Annotated in this window: 13 protein-coding genes and 1 pseudogene; 7 read left to right on the top strand and 7 right to left on the bottom strand. The window is 72.4% G+C overall.

Annotated features, from left to right (window positions below):
• Positions 1 to 5 precede the first annotated feature (5 nt).
• Positions 6 to 1,958, bottom strand: a complete 1,953-nt coding sequence (locus ASC99_RS05780) for a protease pro-enzyme activation domain-containing protein (protein WP_057228977.1) — start codon at positions 1,956 to 1,958, stop codon at positions 6 to 8.
• Positions 1,959 to 2,360: 402 nt separating this feature from the next.
• On the opposite strand from ASC99_RS05780, the gene ASC99_RS39285 reads away from it, so the two are divergent.
• Together ASC99_RS39285 and ASC99_RS05775 are read left to right on the top strand one after the other, a co-directional pair.
• On the top strand, positions 2,361 to 2,510 hold the full coding sequence (locus tag ASC99_RS39285) for an LPXTG cell wall anchor domain-containing protein (protein WP_162257852.1): 150 nt from the start codon (positions 2,361 to 2,363) through the stop codon (positions 2,508 to 2,510).
• 232 nt (positions 2,511 to 2,742) lie between these two features.
• Positions 2,743 to 3,315, top strand: a pseudogene (locus ASC99_RS05775) (YdeI family protein).
• Between the two features lie 12 nt (positions 3,316 to 3,327).
• Here ASC99_RS05775 and ASC99_RS05770 read toward each other — a convergent pair.
• The 3 genes from ASC99_RS05770 to ASC99_RS05760 form a co-directional block, all read right to left on the bottom strand.
• On the bottom strand, positions 3,328 to 3,714 hold the full coding sequence (locus tag ASC99_RS05770; RefSeq protein ID WP_057228975.1) for a hypothetical protein: 387 nt from the start codon (positions 3,712 to 3,714) through the stop codon (positions 3,328 to 3,330).
• Positions 3,711 to 4,028, bottom strand: coding sequence for a hypothetical protein (locus ASC99_RS05765; protein ID WP_157531390.1), 318 nt, complete (start codon positions 4,026 to 4,028; stop codon positions 3,711 to 3,713). Before ASC99_RS05765 ends, ASC99_RS05770 begins: the two co-directional genes overlap by 4 nt.
• A 285-nt stretch (positions 4,029 to 4,313) precedes the next feature.
• Complete coding sequence (locus ASC99_RS05760; protein ID WP_057228971.1) at positions 4,314 to 5,384, bottom strand: substrate-binding domain-containing protein; 1,071 nt, start codon at positions 5,382 to 5,384, stop codon at positions 4,314 to 4,316.
• Positions 5,385 to 5,516: 132 nt separating this feature from the next.
• Between ASC99_RS05760 and ASC99_RS05755 the strand changes: the two genes are divergently transcribed.
• Positions 5,517 to 7,493, top strand: coding sequence for a right-handed parallel beta-helix repeat-containing protein (locus ASC99_RS05755; RefSeq protein ID WP_057228969.1), 1,977 nt, complete (start codon positions 5,517 to 5,519; stop codon positions 7,491 to 7,493).
• Between the two features lie 41 nt (positions 7,494 to 7,534).
• On the opposite strand, the gene ASC99_RS05750 is transcribed toward ASC99_RS05755, so the two are convergent.
• The 3 genes from ASC99_RS05750 to ASC99_RS05740 form a co-directional block, all read right to left on the bottom strand.
• Complete coding sequence (locus ASC99_RS05750; protein ID WP_057228967.1) at positions 7,535 to 7,912, bottom strand: hypothetical protein; 378 nt, start codon at positions 7,910 to 7,912, stop codon at positions 7,535 to 7,537.
• Positions 7,909 to 8,136, bottom strand: a complete 228-nt coding sequence (locus ASC99_RS05745) for a hypothetical protein (protein ID WP_057228965.1) — start codon at positions 8,134 to 8,136, stop codon at positions 7,909 to 7,911. Before ASC99_RS05745 ends, ASC99_RS05750 begins: the two co-directional genes overlap by 4 nt.
• A 76-nt stretch (positions 8,137 to 8,212) precedes the next feature.
• Entirely contained in the window at positions 8,213 to 9,820 is a 1,608-nt protein-coding gene (locus ASC99_RS05740; RefSeq protein ID WP_057228963.1) for an ABC-F family ATP-binding cassette domain-containing protein, read from the bottom strand.
• Positions 9,821 to 10,097: 277 nt separating this feature from the next.
• Here ASC99_RS05740 and ASC99_RS05735 point away from each other — a divergent pair, with 277 nt between their 5' ends.
• From ASC99_RS05735 to ASC99_RS05720, 4 genes are all read left to right on the top strand, one after another.
• Complete coding sequence (locus ASC99_RS05735) at positions 10,098 to 11,735, top strand: ABC-F family ATP-binding cassette domain-containing protein (RefSeq protein ID WP_057228962.1); 1,638 nt, start codon at positions 10,098 to 10,100, stop codon at positions 11,733 to 11,735.
• 70 nt (positions 11,736 to 11,805) lie between these two features.
• Positions 11,806 to 12,480 carry a nitroreductase family protein gene (locus ASC99_RS05730; protein WP_057229243.1) on the top strand — a complete coding sequence of 225 codons (675 nt, stop codon included), beginning with the start codon at positions 11,806 to 11,808 and terminating at the stop codon, positions 12,478 to 12,480.
• Positions 12,481 to 12,565: 85 nt separating this feature from the next.
• On the top strand, positions 12,566 to 13,168 hold the full coding sequence (locus ASC99_RS05725; protein WP_057228960.1) for a GNAT family N-acetyltransferase: 603 nt from the start codon (positions 12,566 to 12,568) through the stop codon (positions 13,166 to 13,168).
• Positions 13,169 to 13,321: 153 nt separating this feature from the next.
• Positions 13,322 to 14,296 carry an aldo/keto reductase gene (locus ASC99_RS05720; protein ID WP_057228958.1) on the top strand — a complete coding sequence of 325 codons (975 nt, stop codon included), beginning with the start codon at positions 13,322 to 13,324 and terminating at the stop codon, positions 14,294 to 14,296.
• The last annotated feature ends 12 nt before the right edge of the window (positions 14,297 to 14,308 follow it).

The raw sequence follows: 14,308 nt of genomic DNA, 5'->3' as shown, positions 1-14,308 counted from the left end.
CGGGGTCAGTGGAGCGGGCTCGCGTAGGAGGCGACGTAGCCCGGGGCGGGGGTGCCGACGCCGGTGACGTCGTCGTAGCCGCGTACCGCGTGCAGCGAACTGTCCTTGCCGAGGCTCCGCACCGAGGTGCGCAGGCCGTCGGCGGCGTCCACGGTGTTGACGAAGTCGACGCGGGCGACGGCGAGTTCACGGTCGGCGCCGAGCGGGCGGTCGGTCACGTCGTGGTAGAGCGGCGAGTCGTAGCGGGCGTAGATCCCCGGGTTGGCGAAGCCGATCGGGAAGTGCCGGGCCTGCTGCGCAAGCGCCTGGACGCCCGCGATGACCGGGGCGGCCAGCGAAGTGCCACCGATCCGGTACTCGTCGTAGGAGACGGTGCCGTCGGGCCAGGACTGGGTCTGGCCGACCAGGAAGCCGGTGTTGGGGTCGGCTACCGCGGCGATGTCGGGGATGGTGCGCATCCGGGTCCTGCCGTTGGCCTTCGCCAGCGCGTCGGGCACGACCCCGCGCTGGTAGAAGGGCTGCTTGACGGTGGAGCTGGTACCGCCGCCCGCGCCGCCGGTGTAGGTGCCGGGGAAGTCGGTCCAGCTCTTGCCGTCGGCGGACAGGACCGCTTTCTGGGTGCCCCAGCCGGTCTCGAACTGGTACCGGTCGCCCTTGCCGACGGCCAGCGAGGTGCCGCCGACGGCGGTCACCCAGGCCGAGCTGGCGGGGATGTCGACCTGCTTCTTGCCGGTGTTGGCGACCTCGTCGCCGTCGTCGCCGGAGGAGAAGTAGAAGCCGATGCCCTCGACCGCGCCCAGTTTGAAGGTGCGGTCGTAGGCGGCCGCGGTGTCCGAGGTCTGGTTGGCCTCGATGTCGCCCCAGGAGTTGGAGACGATGTCGGCGAGCCGGCTGTCGACGATCTTGTTGAGGGCGTCGAGCAGGTCGGGGTCGTTGCAGGAGGCGCCGGCGACGTACACGATGTTCGCGTCCGGGGCGAGCGCGTGCACCGCCTCGACGTCGAGGGACTCCTCGCCGTACCAGCCGGCGGCGTCGCAGTCCTCCACGCTGTTGTAGGAGGCCGGCAGGACTTCGGTGTACTGGCCCTTGCGGTAGGCCTGGTCGCCGTTGCGCTCGGCGTACGCGGCCGCGTCGGCCGCCATGGTCGGTGAGGCGTAGGCGTCGGTGATCGCCACCGTCACGCCCTTGCCGGTGTACTTGCCCGCGCCGTAGGCGGCACGCAGCTGCGTGCCGGTGTAGCCGTGGACGGCGTACGGGATCTTCGCGCCGTAGGCGTCCGGCAGCGTATCGGCGGTGTTCGAGCCGTAGTAGGTGGAGAACGGGCCCGCGTTGCGGAAGCCGGCGCCGGGGCCCGGCAGGGTGTCCTTCGGCTCGGCATGGTGCGGCGCGTTGTCCAGGCCGGTGACGGTGAGCACCGCGTCGGCCAGCTCGCGCGGTGCGGAGGCGGCGTGCGCGGGGGCGTGGAAGGTGCGGCCGTCCTTGCGGTAGTCGTGCAGCGGCGTGGCGAACGCCTTCTGCACGGCCGCGGCGTCGCCGCTGACCGAGAGGTAGTGCCGGCCGTCGCCGGTGACGGTCAGCCCGGAGGACCTCAGCCACCCGGTGACCGCCGCGATCTGCTGCGGGCTCGCGCCGAAGCGCTCCTCGGTCTGCTGGGGCGTCAGGTACTTGCCGTACGAGGGCGAGGCCGGGTCCGAGACGGCGGTGGCGTAGGCGGTCAACCCCTGGGCGTCCCGGCCGGCGAGGTGGACGCGGGCACTGACCTGGGTGGATCCCGCGGTGACCCCGACGTCGGCGGCGGCACCGGTCCACTCGGGGGCGGTGCCCTCCAGTGCGGTGCGGCCGTTCGGGACGGTCTCCGCCTGCACGGACGGAATGCCGACGGCCAGCGTGCCGGCCAGCAGCGACACGGCAGCCGCGGCCCGCAGGCCGGTACGGCGCCGGGTGTGATCGGTGGTCATGGAGCGATCCCCCCTGGGATGTCCTGGCGGATTGTCAGGGGCGGATCATATCGAGCAGTTGTTGCATTCTTCGGTGAGCGACGCAAGTTGATGCCTCGTCAGGCGAAAGCTTTACTCAACCGCCGGGCGACCTCCTGCCGGGGAACCAGCCGGCGCGCAGATGGCCGCGAACAGGTCACGCTTGTTCGGGAAGCGCCGGTGGGGACGGGGAGCGCGAGACGCCCGCCTGTTCGGCTGGCTGACGTGCCGAGGACCCGGGCGATGGTCGATCTCGACCTCGACCTGGGCCTGGTGCTCCCGCCGGACCCGACGCCGCCTCCGACGCCCGCACCCACGCCCACAGCGAGTCCGACCTGGCCCCCCACCTGGTCACCGGCGCCCGATCAAGCAGGACACCCCTCCGTGCCGGGTTGGTCGCCGACCCACGGCGGCGGGCTGCCGGACACCGGTACCGACCTCGGTCCGCTGCTGGCCGTACTCGCCGTGGCCCTGGCCGGTGCCGGTCTGCTGCTCGCGCTGGTCGCCCGACGCGGCAGCAGCCGCCACAGCTGACGGCCACCGCCGAACGTGACGGTGCCCCGCCGGGAGTGATCCGTGATCCCCGGCNGATCCCCGGCGGGGCAGTTCGGCGACCGGCCGGCACTCCGGCGAGATCATCCGACAGACCACGGGGAACCCGCCGCCGGTCTGCGGACGCGCCTGCCACTGCTGGCTCACCCGGCCATCGGTGGTCGCCTGCACGACCCGCACGCCGTCCGCCGAAATGCCTTCTAACCTGAGCTGCATGGATGAGTGTGAGGGGGTGGAGATCGTGGCCTTCGCCGATGGGCCGGCGTTCGAGCGGTGGCTGGCCGAGCACCACGGGCGGCAGGAGGGGGTGTGGGTCAAGGTCGCCAAGAAGAAGTCCGGCATCCCGAGCGTCACGGACGACGAATTGGTGGATCACGGGCTGTGCTAGGGGTGGATCTCCGGACAGCGCCGCTCCCTTGACGGGCAGTACTACCTCCAGCGGTACGTACCCCGGCGACCCCGCAGCCTCTGGTCCCAGATCAACGTGGAGAAGGTCGCCGAGCTGACGGCCGCCGGGCGGATGCGCGAACCCGGGCTCGCGGAGGTGCGCCGGGCGCAGGCGGATGGGCGGTGGGCAGCCGCGTACGCGTCGCAGAAGAACGCCACCGTACCGACCGATCTGGCCGAGGCACTGGCGGGCGATCCGGTGGCGGCACAAGCGTTCGATGCGCTCAACCAGACCGACCGCTACCAGCTGATTCTGCCCCTGCTCCAGGCCCTCACCCCCGGGGCCCGGCAGACCCGGCTGGCAAGAGCCGTGAAATCGTTGAGGCAGCACGCAAGTTGAGGAATCACCCCGTCAGGGGCGGAGCTGGATCGCGGCTGTGAGGGTGTAGCCGACCAGGGCGCCGAAGAAGGCGACGGCGGTGACGTGGCGGCCGGTGAACGGCAGGCCGGCCAGGGCGGGGTAGAGCAGGACGGCGATTGCGGCGCAGACGTCCGCCGCGTAGAGGCCGAGCGGCGGCAGGATGTTGGTGCTGCGGGCGGCCCAGCCGGTGGCCACCAGGAAGCCGGTGAGCAGGACGAAGCCGGACAGCAGGCCGGAGCCGATGGTCAGCAGGACCGAGTGCGGCTCGGGCACCGGCTCACCCTCGGCGAGGGCGGGGCGCAGCCGGTGGGCGACGGCGAGGCCGGTGACGGCGATGAGCAGGGCGGCGAGTGCGCCGAGCAGGGCGAGCAGGTTCACGTGCGGCTCCCGGAACGCTGGACGGGGTGGAGCAGGGCCGCCAGGGCGGCCGGGACGAGGATCACCAGCAGCAGCACGACCGACCACACCACCGGGTCGATCCCCGGGGCGGCGTCACCCGACGGCGGGACGACCGGAGGCGGGGCGGCCAGCGCGCTGTAGGTTGCCGGCGGCGGCGCAGGTGGCAGCGCGGGCTGTGCTGTGGGCAGCACGGCCTGAGGTGTCGTCGGATCGGACACCACCACCGGCTGCGCCACCACCTTCGGCTTCGGCCGGACCGCCTTCGCGGTCGGCGTCCGGGGCGCTGCGGGCACCACGACGACGCTGCTCGCGGAGACCTCGGGGCTAGGCAGAGTGGGTGCGACGACGGTAGCCGTCGGCGAAGGTGAGGGCGCCGGGGTGGACACCACCGGTGTCGGGGTGGCCGACTCCGACGGGCACGGCGGTGGAGAAGGCGGAGGGCAGAGCGGAACGTCGTCCATCCGGCCGATTGTGCGGCCCCGCCCCGCCCCGGAGTCCGTGGAGCGAAGCGGCCCTACCCGGACGGGTGACGCCACATCAGCCCCCGCACGCCCCAGGCGTACACCGGCGGCACCAGGTCAGCCCTGCCCGCCGCAGGAGGTACGGATCTTGAGGCTCGGCAGCAGCTCGATGTGGTGCCCGGGCAGCCCGGTCTCGTCGGCCAGCCGGCGCAGCAGCAACTCCAGTGCGGCGGCGCCGACCGCCCGCTTCGGCGGGGCGACGGCGGTGAGTGGCGGCGCGGCCAGCGCGGCGAACACGTCGTCGTACGAGATCAGCGCGACGTCGCCGGGTACGTCCACGCCCCGGGCCCGGAGCAGTGGCGGGAGTTGGATGGCGTCCTGGTCGTTGTGCACCAGGACGGCCCGGGTGCCGCGCCGGGCGGCCTCGGCGATCAGCGAGGCGACCGCGCCTGGGTCGGCCGGGCCGCCGCCGGGGCGGTGCAGGTCGATGACCGGCTGCGGAGTGAGGCCGAGCAGCCGGGTGCCCTCGGCGTAGCCGGTGCGGACCCGGTGGGCGGTCCAGGTGTCCTCGCGGGCGGCCAGCAGGACGGATTCGTGGCCCAGGCCCACCAGGTGACGGAGCGCCAGCAGGACGCCGTGCCAGTGGTCGGAGGCGACCGAGTCGAGTTCGGCGCCGGGGCTCTCGGGGGCGGCGCGCCGTTCGACCAGCACGGCGGGCACCGGCAGGTCGCCGAGCCAGGCGGACTGCTCGGCCCGGCTGCCGGGCTGCCAGTTGGGGGTGAGCAGCAGGCCGTCCACACCGGACTCCAGCAGGCGTTCGACCTGTTCCCGGTCGTTGCCCGCCTCGTACGGGGCGATGCCGAGCACCAGCCGGGCACCGGCCGCACCGGCGGCGGACCGGGCCCCGGCGATCACCTCGTCGAAGTACGAGCCGACCGTGGGGACCAGCATGCCGATCACCCGCTCGCTGTCGGCGATGCCGGCCGGGGCGCCGGAGTCGGCGGGCGCGAGCGAGACCGAGCCGTGCGAACGGTTCAGCCGGCCGCTCTCCGCGAGCGCCGCGACGTCGCGGCGGACCGTCACGGCGGGGATGCCGAGCCGGGCCGCCAGGTCCACCACCCGGACCGTGCCGAGGTCGCGGACGACCTCGGTGATGCGCGCGCGCCGTTCCTCCGCAGAGATGGTCATGAGTTCCCTTTCCCCGTGCACGGGTCTGTTCCGACCGCCTGATCACTTTGTATCATTCGATCGCCGATTGATCTAACGGTCTCGCTCGATCTCATCGTCAACCAGATCGCCACTCAGGGAGTCACCCCACTCATGCTCCTGCCCCGCACCGCCCTCACCCTCCTCGCGCTCACCGCCGCGGCCCTCCCGGCCCCGGCGCCGGCCGCCACCCCCGTCACCAGCTATCTGGACTGCTCCGCGGCGACCAACGGTACCGGTACCGCCGCCAGCCCCTGGAACAGTCTGGCCGCCGCCAACGCCCATGTCTTCGGCCCCGGCGACCAGCTGCTGCTCAAGCGCGGCGCGACCTGCCTCGGCACCCTCAGGCCGCAGGGCTCCGGGGCACCCGGCGCACCGGTCACCATGGCCGGCTACGGCCCCGGCACCGCCCGCCCGATCGTCTCCGGCGACCCGGCCTCGGCCGAGCAGGCCGCCGTACACCTCCACAACGTCGAGCAGTGGGAGCTGCGCGAGCTGGAGATCACCTTCCCCGACCCCGCTGCCACCAAGCGGGAGCGCAACGGCCTGCTGGTCGAGGTCGCCGACCTGCCCGACGGGGTCGGCTCGCACTACCTGGTCGACGACGTCTACGTGCACGACGTCAACGGCGACGCCACCAAGTGGAGCAACGGCATCCAGTTCCGGGTCTCCGGCACCGCCGTCCCCACCAACTTCGACGACGTCCTGGTGCAGAACTCCCGGATCGCCCGGGTCGACCGCGAGGGCCTGACCAACCGCTCCAGCTGGATGTGCCGCCCGAGCTACGGCAGCGGGGACGGCTGCGGCTCCACGGTGAACTGGCGGCCCAGCACCCGGCTGGTCTTCCGGGGCAACACCGTCAGCGACACCGGCGGCGACGGCATCGTGGTCCGGGCCGCCGACCACGCGCTGGTCGAGCACAACCTGGCGTACGACCTGGCGATGCGCCCGATGGGTTCCAACGCCGGTATCTGGACCATCAATTCGGACTACACCACCGTCCAGTACAACGAGGTGCACCACGTCCGCAGACTGTCCGACAACAACGACGGGATGGCCTTCGACTCCGACTACGGCAACACCGGCGTGGTCTTCCAGTACAACTACAGCCACGACAACGACGGCGGCTTCATGCTGTTCTGCGGGGCCTGCGGGGCCGGGTCCAGCAGCACCGGCACCGTGGTCCGGTACAACCTGAGCCGGGCCGACAAGAGCCGCTGGCTGTTCGCGGTCGGCGAGAAGAACGCCCAGATGTACAACAACACCGTGTACCTGCCCGCCGGTTCGACCACCGCGATCATCCAGGACGGCTCCGGCACCACCACCACCCGGCTGTCCGGCAACGTCTTCCACAACCTCGGCACCGGCGGCTTCACGGGCTTCGGCTCCAGCGTCTACCAGCCCGCCGACTTCGGCTGGACCGCCAACACCTTCTTCGGCAACCACCCGGCCAACGAGCCGGCCGACCCGGAGAAGCTGACCACGGACCCGGGCTTCACCGCCCCCGGCGGCAGCGCTCCAGAGGACTACCGGCTCGGCACCAACTCCCCGTCCCGCGCCTCCGGTTCGGTGATAGCCGGCAACGGCGGGCAGGACTGGTTCGGCGCCGCCGTACCCGCCGTCTGCCGCCCGGACCGGGGATTCCAGCAGGCCGCCGGCTTCGACGACACCGCCTGCGCCCCGGCCAACGCCGTCCGCAATCCCGGCTTCGAGACCGGCGCCCTCTCCCCCTGGACCTTCTACGGCGGCGTCACCGTCGACACCGTGAATCCGCACTCAGGCACCCGCGCCGTCCGGGTTGGCCCGGCCCAGGCGGCTGCCGAGCAGGTGGTCACCCTCGCCCCCAACACCACCTACCGGCTGTCCGGCTGGGGCCACGTCTCCGCCACCGGCACCGAACTCTCGCTCGGCGTCAAGCAGTTCGACACCGTCGGCTCCTCCACCCGGGCCGCCTTCACGGCCACCGGATGGGCCGAGGGCACCACCACCTTCACCACCGGACCGAACGCCACCAGCGCCAAGGTCTACTGCTACGCCCGCAGCGGCGCCGGCTACGGCTGGTGCGACGACGTGACGGTCGTCCCGGCCTGACCCCATCGGTCGCGTCCGGTCCTCGCGGAGTCAGAGCGAGGTCAGATCCGCCAGGACCGGATGCGGTCGGCCGCCACGAACACATCGGCGTTGAACTCGGCCACGTCCCGGGCCAGTTCGACCAGCGCACCGTACGGCGGGTCGATGCCCTCCTCCGCCGCGTGCATGTACGCGGCGGAGGCCATGCAGGCGTAGAGGTTGTTGCGCACCGGCAGCGGGCGTAGCTGCACGATGGTGTGCATCAGGGCGGCCGCGCGCCAGGACGGGTCGGCATCGTGGCCGAGCTGGGCGGTGTTCACCCGGTGCCGGGCGACGGCGGCCTGCAGGGCCGAGTAGTCACGGACCGTCAGGTCCTCCGGGTATGCCTGCTCCTGGACGTCGAGCAGCCAGCGGATGTCGACATGCAGCACGGTCCTCACGCGGCGGAGCCCTTGTCGGCCGGGGCGTCCTCGGGGAAGGCCGCGTCGAACTCGTCGAGGTGCTCGTGCCAGAACGCCACCGCGTGCTCCACGAAGGTCCGGCGCTGCTGCTCACGGACGCTCAGATCGTGTACGTACGCCTTCACGCTCTTGCCGTCGGCGGCGGCCGCCTCGCGGATCGCGGCGAGTTCGAGCTCGGTGTACTCGATGTTGAGCGCTGGCATGAAAAACACGGTACCGGAGGGGTACCAGACAGCAGTACCCCTCCGGCGGATCCCGTCACGGCGACCGGTCACCGGCTCACATCGGCTCGACCGCTCGCAGCTCGCCGTCGAGTTCGAGCCAGCGGGTGATGCCGATCCCGCGCAGGAACGGCAGGTCGTGGCTGGCCACCACCAGCGCCCCCTGGTATCCGGCCAGCGCCTGGGTGAGCTGGCGCACGCTGGCCAGGTCCAGGTTGTTGGTCGGCTCGTCCAGCAGCAGCAGTTGCGGCGGTGGGTCGGCCAGCAGCAGCGCGGCCAGGGTGGCCCGGAACCGCTCGCCGCCGGAGAGCGTGCCGGCCTGCTGGTCGGCCCGCCCGCCCCGGAACTGGAACCGGGCCAGCCTGGCCCGGATCGCGTTGTCCCCCGCCGACGGCGCGTACACCTTGACGTTGCCCGCCACCGAGAGCGAGTCGTCCAGCAGGTCCAGCCGCTGCGGCAGGTGACGGACCGGCACCGGTACGGACATCTCCCCTGCCAGCGGCCGGAGTTCACCGGCGATGGTGCGCAGCAGGGTGGACTTGCCCGAGCCGTTCCGCCCGACCAGGGCGATCCGCTCCGCCCCGCGCAGCTCCAGGCTGACCCGGCTGCCGTACGCCAGCCGGACCTGGTCCATGCTGAGCACCGTCCGCCCGTCCGGGACGGCCGTCCGGGGCAGGTCGATCCGGATCTCGGCGTCGTCCCTGACCGCGTCCTCGGCGGCGGTCAGCCGCTCCTTGGCCTCGTTGAGGCGGTCGGTGTGCATCCCCTTCAGCCGGCCCGCCGTCTCCTCGGCCCGGCGCTTGAACGCACCCGCGAGGATCTTCGGGTCGTTGCGCTGGATCGACTTCCGCTTGCCGTAACTGGCGCTCCGTTCCAGACGGATACGGGCGTCGGCCAGATCGCGCTGCTGCCGATGCACGTCGGACTCGGCCGCCCTGACCAGCCGTTCGGCGGTCTCCTGCTGGGCTGCCAGGGTCCGTTCGTAGTCGGCGAAGTTGCCGCCGTACCAGGTGACCGCGCCGTCCCGCAGATCGGCGATCCGGTCCACGTACTGGAGCAGTTCACGGTCGTGACTGACGATGACCATCACCCCGGGCCAGGCCGCCACCGCCTCGTACAGCAGCGAACGGGCCCGCCGGTCCAGGTTGTTGGTCGGCTCGTCGAGCAGCAGCACGTCCGGTCGGCGCAGCAGCAGCGCGGCCAGGTGCAGCAGCACCGCCTCGCCGCCGGAGAGCCCGCCGACCGTACGGTCCAGGTCGAGCCGGCCGAGGCCGAGCTTCGCCAGGGTGGCGACCGCGCGCTCCTCGACGTCCCAGTCCTCACCGATCGCGGTGAAGTGCCGCTCGTCGGTGTCGCCGGACTCGATCGCGTGCAGAGCCGTGCGGGCCGCCGCGATGCCGAGCGCCTGGTCCACCCGCTGGGCGGTGTCCAGGGTCAAGTCCTGGGGCAGATAGCCGAGTTCGCCGCCGATCCGGATGCTTCCCGCGGTCGGGGAGAGCTCTCCGGCGAGCAGCCTGAGCAGGGTGGACTTGCCCGCCCCGTTCAGGCCGATCAGACCGGTGCGGCCGGGACCGACCACGAGCTGGAAGTCGTGCAGCACACTGCGGCCGTCCGGCCACTCGAAGCCGAGGTCGGTGCAGCGGATGGAAGAGCTGGGTTGTGCCATGGATGGCCTCCCGGGAGTGGTCGCCGTGATGGGAACGAGCACGGGGAGACACCGCTGCGCCGCAGGAGGGGGAGGCACCACGAGAGGGGGCTCACCACCGAGGTCGACGGCACGCACGCCCGCGAAGGATGTCAGCGGGGGGCGGTGTCTCAGGACCTCAGTAGAGCAACGGCCTTCTCCAGTCTTCGGATCGCTTGTGGGCCGGGATCGAGATTACGCAGCCGCCGGACCGCCCCGCAAAGGGTTTTCCGGCAGGCCGGATAGGATCGGGGACATCATGAGCGCCACTCTCGTAGTCAAGGACCTCAGCGCCGGCCACGGCGACCGCATCCTCTTCTCCGGCCTGGACCTGGTCGTCGCCCCCGGCGACGTGGTCGGCCTGGTCGGGGCCAACGGGGCGGGCAAGTCGACCCTGCTCCGGTTGATGGCCGGTCTGAGCACCCCCGAGAGCGGTTCGCTCAAGCTGAGCCCGCCGAGCGCCAACGTCGGCCACCTGCCGCAGGAGCCCGAGCGCCGCCCCGGCGAGTCGGTCCGCGACTTCCTGGCCCGCCGCACCGGTGTGGCCGCCGCCCAGGCCGCGCTGGACGAGGCCACCGAGGGTCTGGTCGAGGGGCGCCCGGGTGCCGACGACGCGTACGCGACCGGTCTCGACCGCTGGCTCGACCTCGGTGGCGCGGATCTGGACGAGCGCGCCGAGGAGGTGGCCGGCTCGCTCGGGTTGAAGGTCGGCCTGGACCTGCCGATGACCGCGCTCTCCGGCGGCCAGGCGGCCCGGGCCGGGCTGGCCTCGCTGCTGCTCTCCCGGTACGACGTCTTCCTGCTCGACGAGCCGACCAACGACCTCGACCTCGACGGTCTGGAGCGGCTGGAGTCCTTCGTCAAGGGCCTGCGCGCTGGCACCGTGCTGATCAGCCACGACCGCGAGTTCCTCACCCGCACGGTGACCCGGGTGCTGGAGCTGGACCTCGCCCAGCAGCAGGTGAACCACTTCGGCGGCGGCTACGACGCCTACCTGGAGGAGCGCGCGGTGGCCCGGCGGCACGCGCGCGAGGAGTACGAGGAGTTCGCCGACACCAAGGCCGGCCTGGAGTCGCGGGCCAGGATGCAGCGGGGCTGGATGGAGACCGGCGTCCGCAACGCCCGCCGCAAGTCCAGCGACAACGACAAGATCGGCCGCGCGATGCGCGCCGAGTCGACCGAGAAGCAGGCCGCCAAGGCCCGGCAGACCCAGCGCATGATCGAGCGCCTCGACGTGGTCGAGGAGCCGCGCAAGGAGTGGGACCTGCGGATGGAGATCGCCGCCGCCCCGCGCTCAGGATCGGTGGTCGCCACCCTGCGCGGGGCAAAGGCCGAGCGCGGCGAGTTCTCGTTCGGCCCGGTGGACCTGCAGATCGACTGGGCGGACCGGGTGGCCATCACCGGGGCCAACGGCGCGGGCAAGTCCACCCTGCTGGCCGCCCTGCTCGGCCGGCTCGAACTCACCGACGGCAGCGCCACCCTGGGCTCCGGCGTGCTGGTCGGCGAGGTCGACCAGGCACGTGGCCTGTTCTTCGGCGAGGAACCCCTGCTGGACGCCTTCCAGGCTGCGGTGCCCGACCTCTCCCCGGAGGAGGGCCGCACCCTGCTGGCCAAGTTCGGCCTCAAGGCGGCCCACGTGCTGCGCCCGGCCCACACCCTCTCCCCCGGCGAGCGGACCAGGGCCGCGCTGGCCCTGCTCCAGGGCCGGGGCGTCAACCTGCTGGTGCTGGACGAGCCGACCAACCACCTGGACCTGCCGGCCATCGAGCAGTTGGAGGCCGCCCTCTCCTCCTACACCGGCACCCTGCTGCTGGTCACCCACGACCGCCGGATGCTGGAGGCGGTGACGGTCAACCGCCGCCTGGAGGTCTCCGGCGGCCGGGTGCAGGAGCTCTAGCCGGGGCGGTCTGACGGATCTGTGGTCCAGACCTTCCGCTGAGGCGCCGTCATGTGCTGTGCTGTCGGCCATGGTTGACAGCACAGCGCCAGCGGCCACCTACCCCACCGTGCCGCTCCGCCCGATGACGGTCCCCACCCACGAGGCGGAGACCCGCAGCAGGTCCTTCCACGACGTGATGGCGCTCCGCCGGACCGTCCGCGACTATTCGACCCGCCCGGTCCCCGACGGGGTGATCGACTGGGCGATCCGTACCGCCTCAACTGCCCCCAGCGGGGCGCACGTTCAGCCCTGGCGGTTCGTGGTGATCACCGACCCGGAGCGGAAGCGACGGCTCCGCGAGGCGGCCGAGACCGAGGAGCGGGAGTTCTACGCGCACCGCGCCTCGGAGGAGTGGCTGGCCGCGCTGGCCCCGATCGGGACGGACTGGCAGAAGCCGTTCCTGGAGGACGCCCCGGCCGTGATCGTGGTGTTCGAGGTGCACAAGGGGCCGGACTCACCCCGGCCGTACTACACCAAGGAGTCGGTCGGCATCGCGGTCGGCTTCCTGCTCGCCACCCTGCACCAGGCCGGACTGGTGACGCTGACCCACACGCCCAGCCCGATGCGCTTCCTGAACGAGGTCTGCGAGCGGCCGAGCGAGGAGCGGGCCGCCTACGTCATCCCGGTCGGCTACCCGGCGGACGGGGCGCGGGTCCCTGACCTGCACCGCAAGCCGCTGGACGACGTGCTGATCCGCCTCTGACCGACCGTCCGGTTATCCGGAAGCAGTCTCCGCTCAGCGAGAAAATACCTGGTCGGGGGCGCGGCACCGAGGGGATAATCCGCTCATGAGCGAGACCACCCACGAGCCCGCCCCCGGCCCTGAGGCCGCTGCCCCCATCACTACCGGCCGGCCGCCCGAACTGATCGCCCTGCCCGGCGGGGTGTCCCTGCGCCGCCGGGCGCTGGCCGACGCCGGTCCGCTGAACGCGGCCGTCGTCGCCAACCTGGCGCACCTGCAGCCGTGGATGCCGTGGGCTGCCGAGGCCCCCACGCCCGAACTCTCCAGAGAGCTCGCCCAGGCCGGAGTGACCGCCTGGGACCAGGGCACCGACTTCATGTACCTGGTCGGCCTGGACGACCAACCCGGCAGCGTGGTGGGCGCGTTCGGCCTGCACGGCCGGATCGGGCCGGGCGCGCTGGAGATCGGTTACTGGGTCGCCGCCGACCACACCCGCCGGGGCATCGCCACCGCCGCGGCCGCCCGGCTCACCGAGGTCGCCCTCGCACTGCCCGGCATCACCCGGGTGGAGATCCACTGCGACGAGAGCAACCAGCCCAGCGCCGCCGTCCCCCAGCGGCTCGGCTACCGGCTCGACCGGATCGACGACTGCACCCCGACCGCCCCCGCCGAGACCGGCCGCAAGCTGATCTGGGTCCGTACCGTCTGACGGCCTGAGCTTGATCTCCGTACCGAAGGTGCCCGGGCGGAGGTCAGGCTCAGCGGCATTCCGGCCCAGGTCAGAGGCGGTCGGTGGCATAGGGTGCGATACGGGCGGCGTACCGCAGCCGCCCCTTCCGGATCCGCCGAAAGGACTCTCACCGTGCCGACCGCGTCTGCCACCGGACCCACCGTCAGCCCGTCGCCCGCCCGGTTCGGCCTGGGTACGGCTGCGGTCGGGCGCCCCGGCTACATCACGCTCGGCCGCGACCTCGACCTCCCGGCCGAACGTACCGTGGCTGCTCTGCGGGAGCGGACGCACAGGCTGCTGGACGCCGCGAACGCGGCCGGGGTCCGGTACTTCGACGCCGCACGGTCGTACGGCCGCGCCGAGGAGTTCGTCGGCGAGTGGCTGGCCGCGCACCCCGAAGCCACCGACGTGGTGGTGGGCAGCAAGTGGGGTTACACGTACACCGCCGACTGGCGGACCTCCGGGGTGCCCGTGCACGAGGTCAAGGAACACTCGGTGGAGGTGTTCGACCGTCAACTCAAGGAGTCCCGTGCCCTGTTGGGTGCACGGCTGAACGTCTACCTGGTGCACTCGGTCACGCCGGACAGTCCTGCCCTCACCGACCCCGCCCTGCACGACCGGCTGGCAGCCCTGGCCGAGGAGGGCGTCCGGGTCGGCCTCTCCACCAGCGGGCCCGCGCAGGCCGAGACGATCCGGGCCGCGCTGGCCGTGACGGTGGCGGGCCGCCCGCTGTTCGCCGCCGTGCAGTCCACCTGGAACGTGCTGGAGCCGTCCGCCGGGCCCGCGCTGGCCGAAGCGCACGCGGCGGGCTGGTTCGTGGTGGTCAAGGAGGGCATGGCCAACGGCCGCCTCGCCGACCGCAACGCCAGCACCGCGCTGCGTTCCCTCGCCGACGCGGCCGGTTCGTCCTGCGACGCGCTCGCCCTGGCGGCGGCCGCTGCCCAACCCTGGGCCGACATCGTGCTCTCGGGCGCGGTCACCACCGCGCAGCTGGCCTCCAACCTCGCCGCTCCGGCTCTCTCCGCCGAGCAGCTCGCTGCCCTGGCCCCACTGGCCGAGCCCGCCGAGGCGTACTGGCGCACCCGGGCCGCGCTGCCCTGGGCCTGATCCGCCCGCTGC

The sequence above is a fragment of the Kitasatospora sp. Root107 genome (assembly GCF_001424875.1).
Classification (GTDB): Bacteria; Actinomycetota; Actinomycetes; order Streptomycetales; family Streptomycetaceae; genus Kitasatospora.
The sequence above is the reverse complement of the archived record's forward strand: the minus strand, read 5'-3'. Positions and strand labels throughout refer to the sequence as shown.

Excerpts from the sequence above, each read along its gene's own strand:
- ASC99_RS05780 (WP_057228977.1), bottom strand. The coding sequence starts at position 1,958 with ATGACCACCGATCACACCCGGCGCCGTACCGGCCTGCGGGCCGCGGCT.
- ASC99_RS05760 (WP_057228971.1), bottom strand. The coding sequence starts at position 5,384 with ATGACCATCTCTGCGGAGGAACGGCGCGCGCGCATCACCGAGGTCGTC.
- ASC99_RS05755 (WP_057228969.1), top strand. The coding sequence starts at position 5,517 with ATGCTCCTGCCCCGCACCGCCCTCACCCTCCTCGCGCTCACCGCCGCG.
- ASC99_RS05745 (WP_057228965.1), bottom strand. The coding sequence starts at position 8,136 with ATGCCAGCGCTCAACATCGAGTACACCGAGCTCGAACTCGCCGCGATC.
- ASC99_RS05740 (WP_057228963.1), bottom strand. The coding sequence starts at position 9,820 with ATGGCACAACCCAGCTCTTCCATCCGCTGCACCGACCTCGGCTTCGAG.
- ASC99_RS05735 (WP_057228962.1), top strand. The coding sequence starts at position 10,098 with ATGAGCGCCACTCTCGTAGTCAAGGACCTCAGCGCCGGCCACGGCGAC.
- ASC99_RS05730 (WP_057229243.1), top strand. The coding sequence starts at position 11,806 with ATGGTTGACAGCACAGCGCCAGCGGCCACCTACCCCACCGTGCCGCTC.
- ASC99_RS05725 (WP_057228960.1), top strand. The coding sequence starts at position 12,566 with ATGAGCGAGACCACCCACGAGCCCGCCCCCGGCCCTGAGGCCGCTGCC.